Genomic DNA, 23,005 nt, shown 5'->3' with positions numbered 1-23,005 from the left:
GGTCCGATGTGAGATGTGGCACGATTGCGGCCACCCCGTCGGCTCCGCTCTCACAGGAGACACCCAGCGTGCAGCCCTCGCCAGGCTCTGTGTCCTTCCCGTCGCCTCAGCCGGACCTCCCCCACACCCGCGCCCGTCCGGTGCACTGGATCGCCACCGCGACGGCACTCGCCGCCGTGCTGGGCGTCTCGGCCCTCGTCCAGCCGTCCGGCGCCATCGCGACGCCTCCGCCGGCCAGGCAGGGCACCCCGGCACCGAGTGCGTCCGCACCGGTCGGCGCACCGGATCCGAAGAAGGCGGTGTATCCGGTCGACTGCGGACCGGAGAAGCCGGAGGTCATCGACCGGGGATCGGGCGACCTGGACGGCGACGGACGGCAGGAGACGGTGGCCGTCGTGCGGTGCGCGACCGGCTTCGGCACCCCGCCGAGCGGCATCTACGTCCTGACCCACCCCGCCACCGCGAACGGAGCCCCGCGGGTCGCGGAGACCTTCCTCGACCCGAAGGAAGGGCTGAGCGTCACGGACTTCGCGGTGCGCGGCCGTACGGTCTCCGCGACGCTGCTGGGCTACTCCTCCAAGAACGTGCCGCGCTGCTGCCCGGACAAGCAGCGGAAGGTCAAGTGGCGCTGGCGGGACGGAAAGTTCGCGCTGATCGCGCTCCCCGTCGCGGGGAGTGTGTGATCCGTCACTCTGCGTCGGGGCCGTAGACCTCGACCCTGTCCGAAACGCGACGTACATGGATGCACTCGCCAGGGCACTCCTTGGCCGAGTCCACCACGTCCCGGAGGAGCGGCAGGGGGACGGGCGTTGTGGCTCCCGGCTCGGTCAGCAGGTCGGCCTCGACCCCTTCCGCAGCAGGTCCCTTCACATACGCGAGCCCGTCGATGTCGAGCTCGAAGACTTCCGGGGCGTACTGCGCGCAGATCCCGTCGCCGGTGCAGAGGTCCTGATCGATCCACACCTCGAGCGGGTCGTTCTGCGTGGTCATCTCGCCTGCCGTTCCTGCGTACGGGAATCAATTGGAGCCAGCCCTGACGGGTGTTGACCGTCTCGACGATACAACCGGTCGCTTTCCGATGTTGTTGGGTGGGTATTCCCCTGGCGTAAGGGAGTGCGCAAGGGTGAAGATCGGACACACCCCCGACCGTCTTTGTGATCTAGGGGTTTCAACCGACACCGGCCCAGGTAGGGTCAGGAAGCGTCCAGCTCCCCTTGGAGGAGGTGAGGACCGTGGCAGCCCACGACGACGACATCAACCGCGGCATCCGGCCCGGACGTGGTCCAGAGGACCCGGCGGGACAGGTTGCCTATCTCGAGCAGGAGATCGCCGTCCTGCGACGCAAGCTCGCCGACTCTCCGCGTCACACGAGGATTCTCGAAGAGCGGATCGTCGAGTTGCAGACCAATCTGGCCGGCGTCTCCGCACAGAACGAGCGGCTCGCGAACACGCTCCGTGAGGCCCGCGACCAGATCGTGGCCCTCAAGGAGGAAGTCGACCGGCTCGCGCAGCCTCCGGCCGGTTTCGGGGTCTTCCTGCAGGCGAACGACGACGGCACGGCGGACATCTTCACCGGTGGCCGGAAGCTCCGGGTGAACGTCAGCCCCAGCGTCGAGCTCGACGAGCTCCAGCGTGGCCAGGAGGTCATGCTCAACGAGGCGCTCAACGTGGTCGAGGCCATGGAGTTCGAGCGGGCCGGGGACATTGTCACCCTCAAGGAGATCCTGGAGGACGGCGAGCGCGCCCTGGTGCTGGGGCACACCGACGAGGAGAGGGTGGTGCGGCTCGCGGAGCCGCTGCTGGACGCCACTATCCGGCCCGGTGACGCCCTGCTGCTCGAGCCCCGGTCGGGCTACGTCTACGAGGTCGTGCCGAAGAGCGAGGTCGAGGAGCTCGTCCTCGAAGAGGTCCCGGACATCGACTACAGCCGGATCGGCGGTCTGGGCAACCAGATCGAGCTGATCCGGGACGCCGTCGAGCTCCCGTACCTCTACCCCGACCTCTTCAAGGAGCACGAACTGCGGCCGCCGAAGGGCGTGCTGCTGTACGGGCCGCCCGGCTGCGGCAAGACTCTCATCGCCAAGGCTGTCGCCAACTCCCTTGCCAAGAAGGTCGCCGAGGTGACCGGCCGGCCCGCGGGGAAGAGCTACTTCCTCAACATCAAGGGCCCCGAGCTGCTCAACAAGTACGTGGGCGAGACCGAGCGGCACATCCGTCTCGTCTTCCAGCGCGCCCGCGAGAAGGCGAGCGAGGGCACCCCCGTCATCGTCTTCTTCGACGAGATGGAGTCGCTGTTCCGCACGCGCGGATCCGGGGTCAGCTCGGACGTGGAGAACACCATCGTCCCGCAGCTGCTCGCCGAGATCGACGGTGTGGAGGGCCTGGAGAACGTCATCGTCATCGGCGCCTCGAACCGCGAGGACATGATCGACCCGGCGATCCTGCGACCCGGCCGTCTCGACGTCAAGATCAAGATCGAGCGTCCGGACGCGGAGGCCGCGAAGGACATCTTCGGGAAGTACCTGGTCCCGTCCTTGCCGCTGCACGCCGACGACGTGGCGGAGCACAAGGGCTCCAAGGAAGCCGCGGTCGAGGGCATGATCCAGTCGGTCGTGGAGCAGATGTACGCGGAATCCGAGGAGAACCGCTTCCTCGAGGTCACGTACGCCAACGGCGACAAGGAAGTCCTGTACTTCAAGGACTTCAACTCGGGCGCGATGATCCAGAACATCGTGGACCGGGCGAAGAAGATGGCGATCAAGGCCTTCCTCGATCACAACCAGAAGGGTCTGCGTGTCTCCCATCTGCTCGCCGCCTGCGTGGACGAGTTCAAGGAGAACGAGGACCTGCCCAACACCACCAACCCGGACGACTGGGCCCGGATCTCCGGAAAGAAGGGCGAGCGGATCGTCTTCATCCGCACTCTCGTCACCGGAAAGCAGGGCGCGGACACCGGCCGGTCCATCGACACCGTCGCGAACACCGGCCAGTACCTGTAAACGGCAGTCCGGCTGCGGGCGCCCGGTGCGGGCTCCCGCAGCCGGGTGCTTTCCGGGGTCGCGGGTCGTCCGACGGGGTCCGAGAATGACCAGAATGATCTCCCCACCGCCGCGAAGGCGTTCTAGGCTCATCGGTACCGCCGTGTCGCGCAGTGTGGGGACGGGCACCGCGCACGCAACGAAGACGCAGCGGTACTTGAGCGCCCACCCCATCCGGGGGCGGCGCCGGGCAAGGAGGGCCGCATGACCGTACGGCGAGTAATGGGCATCGAGACGGAGTACGGCATCTCCGTCCCCGGCCACCCGAACGCCAATGCCATGCTCACCTCATCCCAGATCGTCAACGCCTACGCGGCGGCGATGCACCGGGCGCGCCGTGCACGGTGGGACTTCGAGGAGGAGAACCCGCTGCGGGACGCCCGTGGCTTCGACCTCGCCCGCGAGTCGGCGGACGCCAGCCAGCTGACCGACGAGGACATCGGCCTGGCCAACGTCATCCTCACCAATGGCGCACGGCTCTACGTGGACCACGCGCACCCCGAGTACAGCGCCCCCGAGGTGACCAATCCGCGTGACGCGGTGCTCTGGGACAAGGCGGGCGAGCGGATCATGGCCGAGGCCGCCGAGCGTGCCGCCCAGCTCCCCGGCGCCCAGCCCATCCACCTCTACAAGAACAACACCGACAACAAGGGCGCCTCCTACGGCACGCACGAGAACTACCTGATGAAGCGGGAGACGCCGTTCTCCGACATCGTGCGCCACCTCACCCCGTTCTTCGTGTCCCGCCAGGTGGTCACGGGCGCGGGCCGGGTCGGCATCGGCCAGGACGGGCACGAGCACGGTTTCCAGATCAGCCAGCGAGCGGACTACTTCGAGGTCGAGGTGGGCCTGGAGACCACCCTCAAGCGGCCCATCATCAACACCCGGGACGAGCCGCACGCGGACGCGGAGAAGTACCGCCGGCTGCACGTGATCATCGGCGACGCGAATCTGTCGGAGATCTCGACGTATCTGAAGCTCGGCACCACGGCTCTGGTGCTGTCCATGATCGAGGACGGCTTCATCGCCGTCGATCTGGCCGTCGACCAGCCCGTACGCACCCTGCACCAGGTCTCGCACGATCCGACGCTCGCCCGTCTGGTCACGCTGCGCAGCGGCCGGACACTCACCGCCGTGCAGCTTCAAATGGAGTACTTCGAGCTCGCCCGGAAGTATGTGGAGGATCGGTTCGGCGCGGACGCGGACGAGCAGACCAAGGACGTCCTGGCCCGCTGGGAGGACGTGCTGAACCGGCTGGAACGCGATCCGATGAGCCTCGCCGGCGAGCTGGACTGGGTCGCCAAGCGGGAGCTGCTGGAGGGCTACCGGCGCCGGGACGGCCTCGGCTGGGACGCCGCCCGGCTGCATCTGGTGGACCTGCAGTACGCCGACGTACGGCCCGAGAAGGGGCTGTACAACCGTCTGGTGAGCCGCGGGAGGATGCAGCGGCTGGTGGACGAGGATGCGGTTCACCGAGCCCGTACGAAGCCGCCGGAGGACACCAGGGCCTACTTCCGCGGTCGCTGCCTGGAGCAGTACGCGGACGACGTGGCCGCCGCCTCCTGGGACTCGGTGATCTTCGATCTCCCGGGTCGTGACTCACTGCAACGGGTACCCACGTTGGAGCCACTGCGCGGCACCCGCAACCACGTCAAGGAGCTGCTGGACCGCTGCCGCACGGCGGAGGACCTGGTCCGCGTGCTGTCCGGGGGCTGAGCCGCGGCTGAAAAGGCGCTGATCCGGGAATCATCGGGGTGGCTCCCGAACGTTGAGCCAAGTGCGGGGCCGATGTCGGACCCGGCTTGTAGGGTCTGATCTTGTACGACGAAACGAGCGGGGTGAGGGACATGGCGACCAAGGACAGCGGCGGCGGGCAGCAGAGGGCTTCGCGCACCACCGAGGAGGTCGAGGAGACCGCGCAGGATGCGCAGGTCTCCGAGGACCTCAAGGAACGGCAGGAGAAGCTCTCGGACGATGTGGACTCCGTCCTGGACGAGATCGACGACGTCCTCGAGGAGAATGCCGAGGACTTCGTGCGTTCTTTCGTACAGAAGGGCGGTCAGTAGCAGCCTGCCCTGTCCGTCCCGCGTCCTCACGACAAGGGGACGCGGGACGGATGACTTTCCCGGTGCCGGGTAAGGTCCGTGCAGATTCAAGATCTCGTGGAAGGAAACGTGTGGAAGCCAACACTCGCAGCACAGGGCGTCTGCCGGCTGCCTTCCTGACGCCCGGTTCCTCGTCGTTCATGGACTTCCTGTCCGAGCACTCCCCGGAGCTGCTCCCGGGGAACCGCCACCTGCCGCCGGTGCAGGGTGCCATTGAGGCGCCGCACGGCACGACGATCGTCGCGGCGACGTTCCCCGGTGGCGTGGTGCTGGGAGGCGACCGCCGCGCGACGATGGGCAACATCATCGCTCAGCGGGACATCGAGAAGGTCTTCCCGGCCGACGAGTACTCGGCGGTGGGCATCGCCGGTACGGCGGGTCTCGCCGTGGAGATGGTCAAGCTCTTCCAACTGGAGCTCGAGCACTTCGAGAAGGTCGAAGGTGCCCAACTCTCCCTGGAGGGCAAGGCGAACCGGCTTTCCACCATGATCCGTAGCAACCTCGGCATGGCGCTGCAGGGGCTCGCGGTCGTCCCGCTCTTCGCCGGCTGGGACGTCGACCGTGGGAAGGGCCGGATCTTCTCCTACGACGTCACGGGCGGGCGCTCGGAGGAGCGGGGCTTCGCGGCCACCGGCTCGGGCGCGCTCTTCGCCCGGGGGGCGCTCAAGAAGCTCTACCGCGAGGACCTCACCGAACAGCAGGCACTCACCCTGATCGTCCAGGCCCTGTACGACGCGGCCGACGATGACTCGGCGACCGGCGGCCCCGACATGGCGCGCCGGATCTATCCGATCGCCACGGCCATCACCGAGGAGGGCTTCCGGAAGCTGTCGGAGGCCGAGGCCTCCGAGATCGCCCGGTCCATTCACGAGCGGCGGCTCGAGGAGCCGGACGGCCCCCGGGCTGCGCTGCTCTGACCGAGACGAGACAGTCACTGACAGAAAGGGACGGATAGCCGGTGTCGACGCCGTTCTATGTCTCACCCCAGCAGGCCATGGCGGACCGGGCCGAGTACGCCCGCAAGGGCATCGCGCGCGGCCGCAGCGTCGTCGTGCTGCAGTACACCGACGGCATCGTCTTCGTCGCCGAGAACCCGTCCCGTGCGCTGCACAAGGTCAGCGAGATCTACGACCGGATCGCCTTCGCGGCGGTCGGCAAGTACAACGAGTTCGAGAACCTGCGCATCGGTGGTGTGCGCTACTCCGACCTGCGGGGTTACACCTACGACCGCGCCGATGTGACCGCCCGCGGCCTGGCCAACGTCTATGCGCAGACGCTGGGCACCATCTTCTCCAGCGTCGGTGAGAAGCCGTACGAGGTGGAGCTGATCGTCGCCGAGGCCGGCGACGGCCCCGAGGACGACCAGATCTACCGGCTGCCGCATGACGGCTCCATCGTCGACGAGCACGGCTCGGTCGCGGTCGGCGGTAACTCCGACCAGATCAGCAGCTTCCTCGATCAGCGGCACCGCGACGGGATGACCCTGGCGGAGGCGCTCAAGCTGGCCGTCGAGTCCCTGACCCGGGACAGCAACGGCAGCGAGCGCACGCTGACGGCCGAGCAGCTGGAGGTGGCGGTCCTGGATCGCACTCGGCCGCAGAAGCGGAAGTTCAAGCGGGTGCTGGGCCGCCAGCTGTCCCGCCTGCTGGAGCCGGAGAGTTCGTCGGACTCGGCGGCCACGGACACCTCGGAGACCTCTGACGACGACACCGGTTCGGACTCCGGTTCCGGCGCCTCGTCGGAGGAGTAGTCCGGTCCTTCCCCGTATCGCTTACGCGTCCCGGTCGGCATCCATCGCCGACCGGGGCGTGCGGCGCGTGGCCGGTGTCGCCCGTCGGCGGGCTCAGTCCGCGGAACGAGCCTGACGACGGGGCGGGGCCGTCGAGCCCCGGATCATGAGCTCCACCGGGACGGCCCGGCTCTCGGCGGGACGCCCGTCGAGCACGGCCAGCAGCGCCGCCATGCCGCGTTCCCCCACCTGTTCCGCCGGAAGGTGCACAGTGGTCAGCTCCGGCTCCACCGCCCTCGCCAGGGCGAGGTCGTCGAACCCGGTCACCGACACGTCCTCCGGGACGCGCAGTCCCAGCCGCCGTACCGCCTTGCAGGCCCCCGCCGCCAGGATGTCGTCGTCGCAGATCAGCGCCGTGGGTCTGGCCCCTGGGCGGGACAGTGCCCGCTCCGCACGGCGCCGAGCCTCGTCCACGTCGAGCGCGGAGGGCTCGGTGTGGAGCACCGCGTGCGGGACGGCTGCCAGCTCCTCGGCCAGCGCGCGGGCGCGTACCCGGAAGGTCCAGGAGTCCACTGCGGACGCGAGGTGGGTGAAGTGGCGGTGACCCAGCGACAGCAGGTGGCGCGTGACGCGCCGCATGCCCTCGGCGATGTCGAGATTCACCGTCGCCGCGGCTTCGGTGTCGGCCGGATCGCTGTCCAGCATCACCAGTGGCAACCCCCCGCCGCCCCGTACGTCCGCCAGCGCGTCGGCCGCCATCGACGAGGCGATCACGCCGTCGAGGGCGGCACGGGCGGAGTCGAAGGGGTCGCGCGCCGGCCCCACGCCCTCGGGGGACGGATAGAGCACCACTCCGAAGCCGTTCTCGGCGGCGACCCGGGCCGCGCCGGTGTAGACCCGGGCGAAGAACTCGTTGGTGAGGGCGGGGACCACGAGCAGGGCGGTACGGGTCCGTCCCAGCCGGAGATTGCGGGCGGCGAGATTGGGCCGGTAACCGAGCTCCCGGGCGGCCGAGCGCACCGTATCGGCTGTCCGCTCCGAGACCCGGCCCCGCCACTTCTCGCCGAGCACGAGCGACACTGTGGCCTGCGAGACCCCCGCCGAGCGGGCGACGTCCCGGCTCGTCACCCGGGTGCCCGCCGGGCCGGGCGGGACGACGTCCCCGCCTGCGGCGCCCGTGCCCGGCCGTCGCGGTCCGCCCCCGGCCCGTGCCGCGCCGCCATGGTCCGTGGCGCCGCCCGCCGCCGTGCGGCGCGTGGCGCGCGCATCAGCCGGCTGCGGGGCGGGATGCCCCTCGCGCCTCGCGGGGTCACCGGGCTGTTGCGGCGCGCCGCCGGCCCGTGCCGCGCCGCCATGGTCCGTGGCGCCGCCCGCCGCCGTGCGGCGTGCGACGTCGGCCGCCCCCGGGGAGGGGTGCTCCGCCGGCCCTGCTCTGTCGCCGGGCCGCCCCGCCCCGGAGCTGTGGGCGCCCCTCGACGCTGCGGGGCCGGTGCCGGGTTCGCCCCCGTGGCCTGCCTTACCGCCGTGTCGCGCGGCTTCCGCCGCGGCGTCGGCGCGGGGTGTCGCCCGCCTGTGGGGCGTACGGGGGGACGCGGCCTCGCTGCCGCCGGTGCCGGCGGGCTGGTGCGCGGAACGGCCCGGAGACGCCGGGCTGTCCGGATCCGGTCCGGCAGCCGAGCCGGTGGCCGCCGCCGGGTATGGGGTCTCGCCGCGGCCCGGGCCGTCGGCGGCTTCCCCGGCCGTGCCGCCGGGGGGCGTCCGCCGCGGGGCGACGGGGTTGTTGGCGCGCCTCACGTGTTCCTCCGCCATCGGTGATCGTGATGCCCAACCGCAGGTATACCGGTGGACTCGCGGATCCCCGTCATGGTACGTATGACGCCACCAGTTATACGTAAAACTCGACCTGAAGTGAAGGGGCAGCCGATGGCCGCGCACTACGCGGAGTTGCTACGGACGCGGCACGCGGCGCGGTTGCTGGCCGGGACCCTGGTAGGGCGGCTGCCGAACATCACCGGACACGTCGCCATCGTGCTCTTCACCCGCGCCGAAGGCGGCAGCTACACCCTCGCCGGCGTCCTGACGGCCGTCTACGGACTGGCGAACGCAGCCGGCCAGCCGCTGCTCGGCCGGGCCGTGGACCTCCATGGCCAGCCGCGGGTGATGTTCCCCGCCGCACTGCTCTCCGCGCTCGGCATGGCGCTGCTGGCGGCCGTCGGACTCGAGCCGCTGCCGGTCGCGTACGCCGCCGTGCTGGTGGCCGGCTTGTTCACGCCGCCGCTCGAAGGCGGCCTGCGGGCCCTGTGGCCGAGCGTCCTGGGGCGCGAGGACCGGGTGCACGCCGCGTACGCGCTGGACGCCGTGTCGCAGGAGGTGATGTTCACGCTCGGCCCCCTGCTCGTCACGCTGCTCGTGGCCGTCTGGTCCGAGGCCGCCGCCCTGCTGATCATCAACGCGGTCGGGGTCCTGGGCGCGCTGTCCGTGGTCGTCTCCCGGCCTTCCCGGGGCTGGCGTTCCGCGCCGCGGGAGTCGCACTGGCTCGGCGCGCTCCGCTCGTCCGGGCTCCTGGCGCTGCTCGGCTCGTTCTTCTTCGTCGGGGTCGCCCTCGGCTCGATCACGGTCGCCGCTGTCGCCTACGCCGACGGCCACGGCGGTGACACGGTGTACGGCGTACTGATGGCGGCTCTCGGCTTCGGCGCACTGATCGGCGGGGTGATGTACGGGGCGCGGCACTGGCCCGGTTCCCCCGAGCAGCAGCTGCGGGTACTCGTGGGCCTGCTGGCACTCGGCTATCTGCCCCTCACTCTGGTGCCGGCCGTCCCCGCCATGACGGTCCTTGCAGTGGTGTCCGGTGTCTTCCTCGCCCCGGCCGTCGCCTGTGCCTTCATCGTGGTCGACCGGCACGCGCCGAGCGGCACCGTCACCGAGGCGTTCTCCTGGATCGTCACCACGTTCACCGTCGGGGCCTCGGTCGGAACGGCGGCCGCCGGCCCCGCCCTCGAGCTCCGTGGCGCACCCGCCGGCTACGCCGTCGCCGGGGCCGGTGGGCTCACCGCGCTGCTGGTGCTCCTCGCCACCCGGCGCGTCCTCGCAGTTCCCAGGCGTACGAGGGATGGTGAGGCGACGGCAGAAAATGATCGAAACGGTGCCCCCGAACCCGGTTTCAGCGCAGGCCATCAGGCGTAATGTTCAGGCATGGACCGCCGCATCTTCGGGTTGGAGAACGAGTACGGCGTCACGTGCACGTTCAGGGGACAGCGTCGGCTGTCGCCTGACGAAGTGGCGCGGTACCTCTTCCGCCGTGTCGTCTCCTGGGGCCGCAGCAGCAATGTGTTTCTGCGCAACGGCGCCCGCCTCTATCTCGACGTGGGCTCACACCCGGAATACGCAACGCCCGAGTGCGACAACGTGATCGAGCTGGTCACCCACGACAAGGCGGGCGAGCGCATCCTCGAAGGCCTGCTCGTCGACGCCGAACGCCGCCTGCACGAGGAGGGAATCGCGGGCGACGTCTATCTCTTCAAGAACAACACCGACTCGGCGGGCAATTCGTACGGCTGCCACGAGAACTACCTCGTGGCGCGGCACGGCGAGTTCTCCCGGCTCGCGGACATCCTCATCCCGTTCCTGGTCACCCGGCAGCTGCTGTGCGGTGCGGGCAAGGTGCTGCAGACTCCGCGCGGCGCCGTCTACTGCGTCAGTCAGCGCGCCGAGCACATCTGGGAGGGCGTCAGCTCCGCGACCACCCGTTCCCGGCCCATCATCAACACCCGTGACGAACCGCACGCCGACGCCGAGCGCTACCGCCGACTGCACGTCATCGTCGGCGACTCCAACATGTCCGAGACGACCATGCTGCTCAAGGTCGGTGCCACCGACCTCGTTCTGCGCATGATCGAGGCGGGCACCGTCATGCGCGACCTCACCCTGGAGAACCCGATCCGGGCCATCCGCGAGGTCAGCCATGACATCACCGGGCAGCGGAAGGTGCGCCTCGCCAGCGGGCGTGAGGCCTCGGCCCTCGAGGTGCAGCAGGAGTACTACGAGAAGGCCGTGGACTTCTGCGAGCGGCGCGGCATCGTCACGGGCACCGTCGAGCGGGTGCTCGAGCTCTGGGGGCGCACGCTCGACGCCATCCGCACCCAGGAGCTCGACCGGATCGGCACCGAGATCGACTGGGTGATGAAGTACAAGCTGCTCGAGCGGTACCGCGCCAAGAACAACATCACCATGTCGCACCCGCGGGTCGCCCAGATAGACCTCGCGTACCACGACATCCACCGTCGGCGCGGGCTCTACTACCTGCTGGAGAAGCGCGGCCAAGCCGCCCGGGTCTGCAACGACTTGAAGATCTTCGAGGGCAAGTCGGTGCCGCCGCAGACCACCCGGGCCCGGCTCCGCGGCGACTTCATCCGCCGCGCGCAGGAACAGCGCCGCGACTTCACCGTCGACTGGGTGCACCTCAAGCTCAACGATCAGGCGCAGCGCACCGTGCTGTGCAAAGACCCCTTCCGGTCGGTCGACGATCGCGTGGAGAAGCTGATCGCCGGGATGTGACCGGGATGTGGCGCAGACAGCGATGCGCGCCGGAGCCCTGGCTCCGGCGCGCATCGCTGTCACCCGGCTGTGTCGTGCACCGTGGCCCATGCGGCTCAAGGTCGTAGAGTGGCGGGACTGCCCACAGACCTCACGAGCCCGAGTTGGACTGATGCTGAATTTCCTCGGGGGACTCCCCCCACACCCCCGTTCGTACACCAAGACCACCCGCCGCCTCGCCGCGGCGCTGGCCGTACCCGTTCTACTGATCACCGCCGCGTGTGGATCCGATGACGGTGGCTCGTCGGATGCCGCGGTCGTCACGGTGGAGGGCAAGGCCGGCGCGAAGCCCGAGATCTCGGTGCCGAAAGATGCCAAGGCGCCCGACAAGCTCGTGGTGAAGACGGTCACGGCGGGCAAGGGCGCCGAGGTGAAGAAGGGCGACCTGGTGCGCTTCGACTTCGCCGGGGAGACCATGAAGGGCGGGCAGAACCTCGGCAGCACCTGGGAGAAGCGGCCCGGCACCGACCCGAAGGCGCCCCGGACCCAGGTGGTCCATGAGTTGGGGCAGCCGAACCAGGCCCTGCCGGCCAAGGTGCTCGACTCCCTCGTTGGTCAGAAGGTCGGCAGCCGCGTCGAGGTCGAGGGCACCGCCAAGGCCGTACTCGGTGAGCAGCTGAACCCTCAGGCGGGTGTCAAGCCAGACGACGGCCTGGTGTGGGTCATCGACATCGCCGGGGCCGCGGCGGTGGACAAGAAGGCCGAGGCCAAGGGCGAACAGGCCGCCACGAAGGCCGGGCTGCCCACGGTCGAGGCCAAGTCGCAGAAGGCCGCAGTGATCACCGTCCCCAAGGGCGAGAAGGCCCCCAAGGACCTCCAGCAGCAGGTCCTGATCAAGGGCAAGGGACCCAAGGTGAAGGCCGGTGACGGCCTGATCGCCCAGTACACGGGCGTGAAGTGGGAGGACGGAAAGAAGTTCGACTCCTCCTGGGATCACGGCGGCGCCACCGCGTTCCAAATCGGCACCGGGTCCGTGGTCAAGGGCTGGGACCAGGCGCTCGTCGGCAAGAACATCGGCGACCGCGTGCTGCTGGTCATCCCGCCGGCGCTGGGCTACGGCGGCACACCGCAGCACGAGCTCGGCAAGAACACCCTCGTCTTCTCGGTCGACATCCTCGGCACGGTGTGAGGTTCGTGATCGTCTTCTGCAAGACTGGCACCGTTTCCGACTGGATCCGTCTCTAGGAGCACCGCAGTGAGCATCGAGAAGCCCGAGATCGACTTCCCGGGCGGCGAGCCCCCGGCCGATCTCGAGATCGAGGACATCTGGGAGGGTGACGGTCCGGTCGCCAAGGCCGGCGACACGGTCTCCGTGCACTACGTGGGCGTGGCCTTCAGCAGCGGCGAGGAGTTCGACGCCAGCTGGAACCGCGGCACCCCGCTCCGCTTCCAGCTCGGCGTCGGCCAGGTCATCCCCGGATGGGACCGGGGTGTGCAGGGCATGAAGGTCGGCGGGCGCCGCCAGCTGACCATCCCGCCGCACCTCGCCTACGGCGACAAGGGTGCCGGCGGCCGGATCAAGCCCGGCGAGACGCTGATCTTCGTCTGCGACCTCGTCTCGGTCTGACGCCCCGACTGCCCACACGCATGCCGGTATCGGCGGCCCGAGGCTTCCGGCTTCGCTTTGGTCGCCGGTCCCGGGACCGGTACGGTCGTCGGTGCGGAAGGACAACGAGAAAGGGCGTCGATGGCCATTGCCAAGGCCGAGCGGCTGATGAACCTGGCGCTGTGCCTGCTCGGGACCCGACGACCGCTCAGCAAGCGCGAACTGCGCGCCTCCATCGAGGCCTACGTGGAGACCTTCGGGCCGGGGAACGCCGCGGCCGCGAACGACGACGCCTTCAACCGCATGTTCGAGCGCGACAAGGACGACCTCCGCGAACTCGGCCTGGTCATCGAGACGGTCGAGAACCTGGACGGCGACACCGGCTATCTCGCCCGCCGCGACAGCAACCGCCTCCCGCCCGTGGCTCTCGACGCCGAAGAGGCCGCCGCCCTCGGCCTCGCCGCCAAGGTCTGGCAGCAGGCCCGGCTCGCCGGAGCCGCCAGCGGCGCCCTGCAGAAGCTGCGCGCCGCCGGCATGCCGCTCGCCGACGACCCGTACCAGGAGGGGCACAGCGCCCTGGAGCCGCGGATCCCCGTTCACGAGAGCGCCTTCGAGCCGTTGATGCTCGCCTGCCGCGACCGGCGCCCCGTCGTCTTCGACTACCGCAAAGCCAGCGCCGCCCGCCCCGAGCCCCGCCATGTCGAACCCTGGACGCTCGAGTGCTGGCGCGGCCACTGGTACCTCGCGGGATGGGACCGCGACCGGCAGGCCGAGCGGGTCTTCCGGCTCTCCCGGATCACCGGGCGGGTGCGTTCCCGGGCCACCGCCTTCACCGCCCCCGTCCCCGACCACGTCACGGTCCGGGAGACCGTCGAGAGCTGGGCGGGGGAGACCGCGACCGGGACCGCCCGTATCCGGCTGCGGGCCGGGGCCGGCTACCCGCTGCGGGCCAGGGCGATGAGCACCCGCGCGGCCGGGGCCGGCTGGGACGAGCTGGAGATCCCGTACGGGCACGGACTCGACGCCTGGCTGGTGGAGTTCGGCCCCGATGTGGTCGTACTGGAGCCGACGGAGCTGCGGGCCGACGTCCTGGACCGGCTGCGCGCCGTGGCCAAGGGCTGAGAGGACCAACGACCTCATGGCTTCCAACGCGATCGACCAGACCCGCCGGATGCTCTCGCTGGTCACCTATCTTCGCGAGCGCCCCGGGGCCCGCGTCGCGGACGTCGCCCGCGCCTTCGGCATCAGCGAGGACGAGCTGATCGCCGATCTCGAAGTGCTCCCGATGTGCGGCACCAGCTTCCGCGGCGGCGACCTCCTCGACATCGACACGGACGGCGACCGCATCTGGTGGCACAACCCGGACGCCGTCGGCAGCAGTACGGGCGAGCCGCTGCGACTGGCCGCTGACGAGTCCACCGCCCTGCTGGTGGCGGCCCGTGCCGTCGCCACCCTCCCGGGTCTGCGGGAGAGCGACGGTCAGGCGCTGCTGCGGGCCACCGCCAAGCTCGAGGCGGCGGCGGGCGAGGCCGCGGGCGCGAGCTCGCGGCTCTCGGTGACCTTCGAGTCCGAGGGCGGCGTCTTCGCCGACGTCGACCGCGCCATCTCGGAACGGCGGCGGCTGTGGCTGCGTTACTACTCCCCGGCGCGGGACGAGCTCACCGAGCGTGAGGTCGACCCGATCCGTCTCTTCGCCGTCGGCCATACGTACGTCGAGGCCTGGTGCCGGCTGTCCGAGGCCCGGCGCACCTTCCGGCTCGACCGGGTCGCCGAGATCAAGTTGCTCGACGAGCCGGCCGATCCGCCGCCGGTCGAGCTGCGCGATCTGTCCGAGGGGCTGGTCCATCCCGCGGCCGAGGATCCGGAAGTCGTCGTCGAGGTCGGGCCGGCCGGCCGCTGGGTGGCCGAGTACTACCCGCACGACCGCGCCGAGGAGCTGCCGGACGGAGGACTCCGGATCACCCTTCGCACCCCCGATCCGTCCTCGCTGCGCCGCCTGGCCTTGCGGCTGGGCCAGGACGGTCGCATCGTCTCTCCGCAGGACCTCGCGGACAGCGCACGGCAGGCGGCCCGCGAAGCCCTCGCGGCCTACGGTGAGTGAAGGGACGGACACGCATGGCGCCCGCAGTGCACGGCACGGTGATGTTCAAGGCCGCCTGCCCCGACTGCCGGGGCCGGTTCGAACTGTCCTCTGAGGCCATCCGGCTGGCTATCGGGGCGCGCCGGGAGACCACCTTCTACTCCTTCACCTGCCCGGACTGCGGCGCGACCGTGCGCAAGCCGGCGGGGGACCGCATCGTGGAACTGCTGACCGGCGGCGGGGTACGGACGCTGCGGCTGCACACGACGTGAGGCCCTCGCGCGGCACACCGGGCGCTCCACTAGGCTCACCCCCATGTTCTGGCCCATGCTCGCCGTCGCCCTCGGCTTCTGCGGAATCGCCGTCCTCGCACCTCTCGCGGTCCGCGTCGCCCTGGAAGTACGGCGGTTGGCGCGGCAGGTGGGGGAGAGCTCGGAGCGGATCACCCGCGCCGCCCAGGACCTCGAGCAAGCCGCGGTGCCGCTCGCGGCCAAGGCCCGGACGCTGGACCGCGACTGAAGCTGGCGAAGCCTGGCGAGACCAGATCCGGGCCCCAGTTCCGTACGCCTGGACGGTACGCTGCAGCAGTGGCCCGAAGAGCGAGGCGAGGGCCGCAACCGGGAGTACGTAGGGGGATTGCTCAGCGTTTACCCCTGCGGGTTACGATCGCTGCCAGCGCGACAGTCGGACGGATAACGGATACATGTCCGGCAAGTCGGACAAGCCCCACCCCATGCCGCCTCGGTGAGAAGGTAGTCACACATGATCGGCAATCTTAGGCCCCTTGAGATCGTCCTGATCGTCGCTGTCATCCTGCTGCTGTTCGGTGCCAAGAAGCTTCCCGACATGGCCCGTTCGCTCGGCAAGTCCGCTCGCATCCTCAAGAGCGAGGCGAAGGCGATGAAGAAGGACGACGAGCCCGCGGCGGGCAGTGCCTCCGCTGCCGATTCCAGCGCTCCGCAGCAGCCCGCCCAGCGGACGATCCAGGCCGCGCCCGGCGATGTGACGAGCTCCCGTCCGGTGACCGAGCCGAACCGGACTACGCAGAGCTGACTCCCGGCTGACGAAGCTGCCAGACGAGACGAGGACGTGGGTTGCTGAAGTCTGCCCGCCAACAGGAGAAGGACCCAGAGGGGCGGATGCCGCTTGCCGAGCATCTGCGGGAGCTGCGCAATCGACTGGTGAAGTCGGTGGTGGCGGTCGTCGTCATCACCATCGCCGCCGCGGTCTTCTACGAGCCGATCGCGGCCTTCCTCACCGCTCCGATCCGGGACTCGGTCGGTTGCACCGCGAGCTTCCAGGAGATCGCCGAGAAGGGCGCCAACTGCGCTCAGCTCACCATCGACGGGCTGTTGGGCGCGTTCACCGTCATGATCAAGGTCGCGCTGATGACCGGAGTGGTCCTCGCGTGCCCGGTCTGGCTGTACCAGCTCTGGGCCTTCCTCGCACCCGGCCTGCACAAGAACGAGAAGAAGTACGCGCTCAGCTTCGTCGGCGCCGGCATCCCGCTCTTCCTCGGCGGCGGCTACTTCGCCTATCTGATCCTGCCGACCAGCGCCGCGGCGCTCATCGGGCTGACCCCGGACGGTCTGGGCATCAGCAACCTGGTCAGGCTCGACGACTATCTCGACATCATCACTCGCCTGGTCATCGTCTTCGGCTTGGCCTTCGAGCTGCCGCTGCTGCTCGTCCTGCTGAACTTCGGCGGGGTCGTCTCCGGTCGCCGGATGCTCGGCTGGTGGCGTTGGATGATCATGTGCATCACGATCTTCTCGGCGGTGGCCACCCCGACGGGCGACCCGATGACGATGCTGGCGCTCGCCGCACCGATCGTGCTGCTCTACTACGCCGCCGTCGGCATCGCACTCGCCAACGACCGCCGCCGCAGGCGTAAGGACCCCGACGCGGAGCTCGACGACGACGAGGCGTCCGTTCTCGACCACACTCCGGAGGCGGTGGGTGCCATCGATCCGGTCGCCGCATCGCGGATGCTGCCCGAGGAACCCTCCGAACCGGAGCGGCGCCGCGACGGCTTCGACGACGTGACCTGACGCCGGCGGGGTGTGATCCGTGCTGCGCGGGCGCCCGGAGCACTGCGGAGGCGGCCGGGATCACCGGTTGCGCCGACGGCGAACCGCTCGGCCCGCTCCCGCTCACCGTGGCGCTCGGTCCCGCATCCGTGCAGGTCCCGGCCCCGAGGCAGGGCGCACCGGAGGGCGGTCGGCGGGCACCGTAAAGATCGCGACCACTGTCAGAGACGGCCGGTAGGCTCGTAGACACGATGACCGAGTCCATGTCCCCTGCTGAGCGCTACGCCGCCGCCCGCGTCCGGGCGGTCGAAGAGGCCACCGCGCTCGCCCCCTTCCGCGAGATGTACGACTTCGAGCTGGACCCCTTCCAGATCGAGGCGTGCCGGGCACTGGAGGCCGGAAAGGGCGTCCTCGTCGCCGCGCCCACCGGCTCCGGCAAGACCATCGTGGGCGAGTTCGCCGTCCACCTGGCGCTCGCCCAGCACCGTAAGTGCTTCTACACCACGCCGATCAAGGCCCTGTCGAACCAGAAGTACAACGACCTCGTCAAGCGTTACGGCCCCCGCCGGGTCGGCCTGCTGACCGGCGACAACAGCATCAACTCCGAGGCCCCGGTGATCGTCATGACCACCGAGGTGCTGCGCAACATGCTCTACGCGGGCTCGCAGGCGCTGGCCGGCCTCGGCTATGTGGTCATGGACGAGGTGCACTACCTGTCCGACCGCTTCCGCGGCGCCGTCTGGGAAGAGGTCATCATCCACCTCCCGGAGTCGGTGACCCTGGTCTCCCTCTCCGCGACGGTGTCGAACGCCGAGGAGTTCGGCGACTGGCTCGACACCGTGCGGGGCGACACCGAGGTGATCGTCGCCGAGCACCGGCCCGTCCCGCTCTGGCAGCACGTCCTCGCCGGCCGGCGGATGTACGACCTCTTCGAGGAGAAGGACGCCAGGGACGGCCGGCCCGGCGGCGGCAGACGCGAGGTGAACCCCGACCTCGTACGGCTGGCGCGGATGGAGAACACCCGGACGTTCAACGGCCGGGACCGCCGCCGGAAGAACGGGCGGGAGGCGGACCGGGAGCGCGAGCGCCGGCAGCGCAGCAGGATCTGGACGCCCAGCCGGGTCGAAGTCATCGACCGGCTCGACGCCGAGGGCCTGCTGCCTGCCATCACCTTCATCTTCAGCCGGGCGGGCTGCGAGGCCGCCGTGGAGCAGTGCCTGGCCGCGGGGCTGCGGCTGAACGACGACGGGGCGCGCCGGAAGGTGCGGACCCTGGTCGAGGAGCGCACCGCCGCGATCCCCGACGAAGACCTTCATGTGCTGGGCTACTTCGAGTGGCTCGAGGGCCTGGAGCGGGGCGTCGCCGCGCATCACGCCGGCATGCTGCCGACGTTCAAGGAGATCGTCGAGGAGCTGTTCGTCCGCGGTCTGGTCAAGGCGGTGTTCGCCACCGAGACCCTTGCGCTGGGCATCAACATGCCTGCGCGGTCAGTGGTGTTGGAGAAGCTGGTCAAGTGGAACGGCGAGCAGCACGCGGACATCACGCCCGGCGAGTACACCCAGCTCACGGGCCGGGCCGGGCGGCGCGGCATCGACGTCGAGGGCCACGCGGTGGTGCTGTGGCAGCGTGCCATGGACCCGACCGCGCTGGCCGGACTCGCCGGCACGCGCACGTACCCGCTGCGCTCCTCCTTCAAGCCGTCGTACAACATGGCGGTCAACCTGGTCTCGCAGTTCGGGCGGCACCGCTCCCGCGAGCTGCTGGAGACGTCGTTCGCGCAGTTCCAGGCCGACCGTTCGGTGGTCGGCATCTCGCGTCAGGTGCAGAAGAACGAGGAGGGGCTCGAGGGCTACCGCGCCGCGATGAGCTGCCACTTGGGCGACTTCGAGGAGTACGCGGCGCTGCGTCGGTCGCTGAAGGACCGCGAGACCGAGCTGGCCAAGCAGGGGGCCGCACAGCGCCGGGCGGCCGCCGCTGTCGCGCTCGAGAAGCTCAAGCCCGGGGACATCATCCACGTTCCGACGGGCAAGTACGCCGGTCTGGCGCTGGTCCTGGACCCAGGTCTGCCCGCCGGACGCGCCAACGTCCACCGCGGCTTCGAGCACCACGACGGGCCGCGGCCACTGGTCCTCACCGCCGAGCGCCAGGTCAAGCGGCTCGCCACGGTCGACTTCCCGGTGCCGGTCGAGGCGCTGGAGCGGATGCGCATCCCCAAGTCCTTCAATCCACGCAGCCCGCAGTCCCGTCGCGATCTCGCCTCCGCGCTGCGGACCAAGGCCGGGCACATCGCGCCTGAGCGGCACCGCAGGGAGCGCTCCGCGGCGGCCGACGACCACGAGATCGCCCGGCTGCGCGCCGAGATACGGGCGCACCCCTGCCATGGCTGCGACGAACGCGAGGACCACGCCCGCTGGGCCGAGCGCTACCAGCGGCTGCGGCGTGACACCAAGCAGCTCGAGCGGCGCATCGAGGGCCGGACCAACACCATCGCCCGCACCTTCGACCGGGTGTACGCCCTGCTGTCCGACCTCGGCTATCTGCGCGGCGACGAGGTCACGGAGGACGGACGGCGGCTGGCGAGGCTCTACGGCGAGCTGGACCTGCTGGCCTCCGAGTGCCTGCGCGAGGGCGTCTGGGACGGCCTGAAGCCGGCCGAGTTGGCGGCCTGCGCATCGGCGCTGGTGTACGAGGCCAGGACCGCCGACGACGCGTTGCCGCCCAAGCTGCCGGGCGGCAGCGCGAAGCAGGCACTCGGCGACATGGTGCACATCTGGGGGCGGTTGGACGCCAAGGAGGAGGAGCACCGGATCAACCAGACGGAGGGCGTCGGCCAGCGCGAGCCGGATCTGGGGTTCGCCTGGGCGGCGTACCGCTGGGCGTCCGGGCACGGCCTGGACGCGGTGCTGACCGAGTCGGACATGCCCGCGGGCGACTTCGTGCGCTGGTGCAAGCAAGTCATCGACGTGCTCGGCCAGATCGCGGAGGCCGCGCCGGACGGAAGCCCGGTACGCAGGAACGCCCGGCGCGCGGTGGACGGAATGCTGCGCGGCGTGGTCGCCTACTCCTCGGTGGGCTGAGCCACTTCCGGCCCCCTTCGCCGGGCAGGCGCGCCGGGCGCTGCGGGTCGTGCGGCGGCAGACCGTCCGGCTCGCGCTCCGAGCAGCGCGGCGGTCGGTTCAGGACGGCGATCGGTTCAGGAGGTCATCGCAGGCCGAGGGCGGAGGTGGCTGCCGGGGCTTCTTGTTCCGCTTCCACCTGCTGGTTCCACTCGCGCTTGGAGGCCTGCCAGCCGTCCTCGTCATGGCCGCGCCGCCAGTAGCCGGAGATCGACAGCCGCTCGCGGGGCACCTCCCGCTCGATGCGCAGATGGCGGCGCAGCTCCTTCACGAAGCCCGCCTCGCCGTGCACGAACGCATGGACCTCGCCCTTCGGGAAGTCCAGCTCGCGGACAGCGGCCACGAGCGCGTCGCCGACCCGGGCAGCGCCCCGGTGCAGCCAGACCACTTTGGCACCGGGCGGGGCCGCGAGCTCCTGCTGCTCCTCCGGTCCAGCAACCTCCACGAAGGCGTGCACCGGAACTCCGTCCGGGATGCGCTCCAACGACGCGGCGATCGCCGGCAGGGCGCTCTCGTCCCCCGCGAGGAGGTGCCAGTCCGCGGCCGGGTCGGGGGCATACGCACCGCCCGGGCCCGAGAAGAGAACCTGCTCGCCGGGCTGTACGCGCGCGGCCCAGGGTCCGGCGAGGCCCTCGTCCCCGTGGATCACGAAGTCCACGGTCAGCTCGCGCGCCTCGGGGTCCCAGCGGCGCACGGTGTAGGTACGCGTCCTGGGCCACTGCTCCCGCGGCAGGTCGCGGCGGATCACCTCGAGGTCGAACGGCTCGGGATAGGCCACTCCCTCGACCGGGAACAGCAGCTTGATGTAGTGGTCGGTGTACTCGCCGACGGCCAGGCCGGCGAGGCTCTCGCCGCCCAGCACCACACGCACCATGTGCGGCGTCAGCCGCCCCGTCCGTACCACCGTCGCCCGGTTGAGCTGCGGTTTCCTGCGAGCCGGACGGTCTGCCATGGACGCCTCCCCGTGAGCCTGCGCCGATGAGACCGGTTCCATCGACTGAGGTATACCTAACCTAACAGGCTCATCCCTGCAGGGTGGTCAGCAGCCGCTGGAGCGAACCGCCCAGTCCCCACCGCTCGGCGAGCGCCAGCAGGCCTTCGGGATCCCGCGGGGTGCGTGGCAGCGCCGGATCGAAGTCCGGCAGCGGCACGTCCGCGGCGACCCGTACGACCTTCGGTGCGAGCGCGATGTAGGCCCGCGCCTCGTCGAGCCGCTTGCGCAGCGCGGGGGTCAGCCTGGCCCTCGGGTCGTCCAGGGCAGCCATGATCCCGGCCAGGTCGCCGAACTCCGCGAGGAGCTTGGCGGCGGTCTTCTCGCCGATACCCGGGACGCCGGGCAGGCCGTCGCTCGGATCGCCCCGCAGCAGCGCCAGCTCCGCGTAACCAGGCCCGTCCACGCCGTACTTCTCCCGCAGCCAGGCCTCCTCGACGGGCTGGAGCGTGCCGACGCCCTTGACCGGGTACAGCACCCGCACCCCGCGCGCGTCGTCGACCAGCTGGAAGAGATCGCGGTCGCCGGTGACGATGTCCACCGGCCCCGTGGCTCGCCCCGTCAGCGTGCCGATCACGTCGTCCGCCTCGTACGCGGACACGCCCACGCGGGCGATGCCGACTGCGTCCAGCACCGCCTCGATCACCGGTACCTGCGGGGACAGCGTGTCGGGCACCTCCTCGACATCCGAGCCTTCCGGAACCACTTCCGCGACCCGGTGCGCCTTGTAGGTGGGGATCAGATCGACCCGCCAGTGGGGGCGCCAGTCGGCGTCCATGCAGGCGACGAGGTCGTCGGGTCGATGGTCCTGGACGAGCCGGGCGATGAAGTCCAGCAGTCCGCGCACCGCGTTCACCGGCGTGCCGTCCGGGGCTCTGACCGAGTCCGGCACGCCGAAGTAGGCGCGGAAGTAGAGGGAGGCGGTGTCGAGGAGCATCAGGCGTCGGGTCACACCCCGATGATGCCGCACCGGACCGACAGCCGTGGCCTGCGGGCCGCGGCCGCGCACGGCAGTCGGGGGGCCGGTGCGTAGGGTGGCCCCATGCGCGTCGTATCGCTCGTGCCCTCGCTCACTGAGGCCGTGGCCGTCACCGCGCCGGGGCTGCTCGTCGGCGCGACGGACTGGTGCAGCCATCCGCCGGACCTCGACGTCGTACGGGTCAAGGGCACCAAGAACCCGGACGTGCCCGCGATCGTAGCGCTCCGCCCCGATCTCGTGATCGCGAACGAGGAGGAGAATCGCGAGCCCGATCTGGCCGCTCTCTCGGCTGCCGGGCTGACCGTCCTGGTGACCGAAGTCCGGTCGCTGGAGCAGGCGTTCGCCGAGCTGGACCGGGTCCTGGTGCGGGGCTGCGGGCTGGACCGGCCGGGCTGGCTCGACGAGGCCGAGGCGGTCTGGCGGGAGCTGCGGACGCCCGCGGAGCGGCGGCCGGCGATCGTGCCCATCTGGCGTCGGCCGTGGCGGGTGCTCGGCAGGGACACCTTCGCCGGCGATCTGCTGGTGCGGCTCGGCATCGACAACGTCTACGCGGGCCACGTCGACCGCTACCCGAGGATTCCGCTCGACGAGCTCAACACGGCAGGCGCGGATCTCGCCGTGCTGCCCGACGAGCCGTACGCCTTCACCGCGGACGACGGCCCCGAAGCGTTCCCGGAGTTGTCGTCCGCGCTCGTCAGTGGCCGGCATCTCACCTGGTACGGGCCGTCGTTGGCGACGGCGCCCGCGGTGCTCGGCGCGGCGCTGCGAGCAGCTCGCGGCGGAACAGCCCGCGCGGCG

The 23,005-nt window shown here is 70.4% G+C and carries 21 protein-coding genes and 1 pseudogene; 18 read left to right on the top strand and 4 right to left on the bottom strand.

Annotation, left to right across the window (positions count from 1 at the left end; genetic code table 11):
• Window positions 1-68: 68 nt before the first annotated feature.
• Window positions 69-683, top strand: coding sequence for a hypothetical protein (locus ACTWQI_RS04820; protein ID WP_443267731.1), 615 nt, complete (start codon window positions 69-71; stop codon window positions 681-683).
• 4 nt (window positions 684-687) lie between these two features.
• Here the strand turns inward: ACTWQI_RS04820 and ACTWQI_RS04815 are convergent, their stop codons facing one another.
• On the bottom strand, window positions 688-990 hold the full coding sequence (locus ACTWQI_RS04815) for a ferredoxin (protein ID WP_443267729.1): 303 nt from the start codon (window positions 988-990) through the stop codon (window positions 688-690).
• A 242-nt stretch (window positions 991-1,232) separates the two neighbouring features.
• Between ACTWQI_RS04815 and arc the strand changes: the two genes are divergently transcribed.
• The 5 genes from arc (at window position 1,233) to prcA (ending at window position 6,893) form a co-directional block, all read left to right on the top strand.
• Window positions 1,233-2,999, top strand: a complete 1,767-nt coding sequence (gene arc / locus ACTWQI_RS04810; protein WP_443267727.1) for a proteasome ATPase — start codon at window positions 1,233-1,235, stop codon at window positions 2,997-2,999.
• 243 nt (window positions 3,000-3,242) lie between these two features.
• On the top strand, window positions 3,243-4,754 hold the full coding sequence (dop, locus tag ACTWQI_RS04805; protein ID WP_443267725.1) for a depupylase/deamidase Dop: 1,512 nt from the start codon (window positions 3,243-3,245) through the stop codon (window positions 4,752-4,754).
• A 131-nt stretch (window positions 4,755-4,885) separates the two neighbouring features.
• Window positions 4,886-5,104 carry a ubiquitin-like protein Pup gene (locus ACTWQI_RS04800; RefSeq protein ID WP_443267723.1) on the top strand — a complete coding sequence of 73 codons (219 nt, stop codon included), beginning with the start codon at window positions 4,886-4,888 and terminating at the stop codon, window positions 5,102-5,104.
• A gap of 110 nt (window positions 5,105-5,214) precedes the next feature.
• Window positions 5,215-6,060 carry a proteasome subunit beta gene (prcB, locus tag ACTWQI_RS04795; protein WP_443267721.1) on the top strand — a complete coding sequence of 282 codons (846 nt, stop codon included), beginning with the start codon at window positions 5,215-5,217 and terminating at the stop codon, window positions 6,058-6,060.
• A 41-nt stretch (window positions 6,061-6,101) separates the two neighbouring features.
• A complete protein-coding gene (prcA, locus tag ACTWQI_RS04790) occupies window positions 6,102-6,893 on the top strand; it encodes a proteasome subunit alpha (protein WP_443267719.1) in 792 nt (263 codons plus the stop codon).
• Window positions 6,894-6,986: 93 nt separating this feature from the next.
• Here prcA and ACTWQI_RS04785 read toward each other — a convergent pair whose 3' ends face one another.
• Window positions 6,987-8,000 (bottom strand): LacI family DNA-binding transcriptional regulator, encoded by a 1,014-nt coding sequence (locus ACTWQI_RS04785; RefSeq protein WP_443267926.1) that lies wholly within the window; start codon window positions 7,998-8,000, stop codon window positions 6,987-6,989.
• 795 nt (window positions 8,001-8,795) lie between these two features.
• Here ACTWQI_RS04785 and ACTWQI_RS04780 point away from each other — a divergent pair.
• The 11 genes from ACTWQI_RS04780 (at window position 8,796) to ACTWQI_RS04730 (ending at window position 20,198) form a co-directional block, all read left to right on the top strand.
• On the top strand, window positions 8,796-10,055 hold the full coding sequence (locus ACTWQI_RS04780) for an MFS transporter (protein ID WP_443267717.1): 1,260 nt from the start codon (window positions 8,796-8,798) through the stop codon (window positions 10,053-10,055).
• 9 nt (window positions 10,056-10,064) lie between these two features.
• Window positions 10,065-11,426, top strand: a complete 1,362-nt coding sequence (pafA, locus tag ACTWQI_RS04775) for a Pup--protein ligase (protein ID WP_443267715.1) — start codon at window positions 10,065-10,067, stop codon at window positions 11,424-11,426.
• Window positions 11,427-11,577: 151 nt separating this feature from the next.
• Window positions 11,578-12,594 (top strand): FKBP-type peptidyl-prolyl cis-trans isomerase, encoded by a 1,017-nt coding sequence (locus ACTWQI_RS04770; RefSeq protein ID WP_443267714.1) that lies wholly within the window; start codon window positions 11,578-11,580, stop codon window positions 12,592-12,594.
• A 66-nt stretch (window positions 12,595-12,660) separates the two neighbouring features.
• Window positions 12,661-13,032, top strand: coding sequence for an FKBP-type peptidyl-prolyl cis-trans isomerase (locus ACTWQI_RS04765; RefSeq protein WP_443267713.1), 372 nt, complete (start codon window positions 12,661-12,663; stop codon window positions 13,030-13,032).
• 120 nt (window positions 13,033-13,152) lie between these two features.
• Window positions 13,153-14,133, top strand: a complete 981-nt coding sequence (locus ACTWQI_RS04760) for a helix-turn-helix transcriptional regulator (RefSeq protein WP_443267711.1) — start codon at window positions 13,153-13,155, stop codon at window positions 14,131-14,133.
• A gap of 16 nt (window positions 14,134-14,149) precedes the next feature.
• Window positions 14,150-15,112, top strand: a complete 963-nt coding sequence (locus ACTWQI_RS04755; RefSeq protein ID WP_443267709.1) for a helix-turn-helix transcriptional regulator — start codon at window positions 14,150-14,152, stop codon at window positions 15,110-15,112.
• A 14-nt stretch (window positions 15,113-15,126) separates the two neighbouring features.
• Window positions 15,127-15,363 (top strand): hypothetical protein, encoded by a 237-nt coding sequence (locus ACTWQI_RS04750; RefSeq protein WP_443267707.1) that lies wholly within the window; start codon window positions 15,127-15,129, stop codon window positions 15,361-15,363.
• A gap of 43 nt (window positions 15,364-15,406) precedes the next feature.
• Entirely contained in the window at window positions 15,407-15,610 is a 204-nt protein-coding gene (locus tag ACTWQI_RS04745; RefSeq protein WP_443267706.1) for a hypothetical protein, read from the top strand.
• Between the two features lie 243 nt (window positions 15,611-15,853).
• Entirely contained in the window at window positions 15,854-16,144 is a 291-nt protein-coding gene (gene tatA, locus ACTWQI_RS04740; protein ID WP_443267704.1) for a Sec-independent protein translocase subunit TatA, read from the top strand.
• Window positions 16,145-16,185: 41 nt separating this feature from the next.
• Entirely contained in the window at window positions 16,186-17,142 is a 957-nt protein-coding gene (gene tatC, locus ACTWQI_RS04735) for a twin-arginine translocase subunit TatC (RefSeq protein WP_443267703.1), read from the top strand.
• A 230-nt stretch (window positions 17,143-17,372) separates the two neighbouring features.
• The gene (locus tag ACTWQI_RS04730) at window positions 17,373-20,198 is read left to right on the top strand and encodes a DEAD/DEAH box helicase (RefSeq protein ID WP_443267701.1); all 2,826 of its coding nucleotides are present in this window, start codon (window positions 17,373-17,375) and stop codon (window positions 20,196-20,198) included.
• Window positions 20,199-20,322: 124 nt separating this feature from the next.
• On the opposite strand, the gene ACTWQI_RS04725 is transcribed toward ACTWQI_RS04730, so the two are convergent.
• Both ACTWQI_RS04725 and ACTWQI_RS04720 read right to left on the bottom strand, forming a co-directional pair.
• A complete protein-coding gene (locus ACTWQI_RS04725; protein WP_443267700.1) occupies window positions 20,323-21,189 on the bottom strand; it encodes a siderophore-interacting protein in 867 nt (288 codons plus the stop codon).
• Between the two features lie 70 nt (window positions 21,190-21,259).
• Window positions 21,260-22,165 carry a 5'-3' exonuclease gene (locus ACTWQI_RS04720; RefSeq protein WP_443267924.1) on the bottom strand — a complete coding sequence of 302 codons (906 nt, stop codon included), beginning with the start codon at window positions 22,163-22,165 and terminating at the stop codon, window positions 21,260-21,262.
• A gap of 105 nt (window positions 22,166-22,270) precedes the next feature.
• On the opposite strand from ACTWQI_RS04720, the pseudogene ACTWQI_RS04715 reads away from it, so the two are divergent.
• Window positions 22,271-22,981 (top strand): annotated as a pseudogene (locus ACTWQI_RS04715) (helical backbone metal receptor); the annotation flags it as partial.
• Between the last annotated feature and the right edge of the window lie 24 nt (window positions 22,982-23,005).

Origin of the sequence: Streptomyces sp. KR80 (assembly GCF_052245555.1) — a bacterium.
In the GTDB taxonomy this organism is placed as follows: Bacteria; Actinomycetota; Actinomycetes; order Streptomycetales; family Streptomycetaceae; genus Streptomyces.
This window is presented reverse-complemented; position numbering and strand designations above follow the sequence as displayed.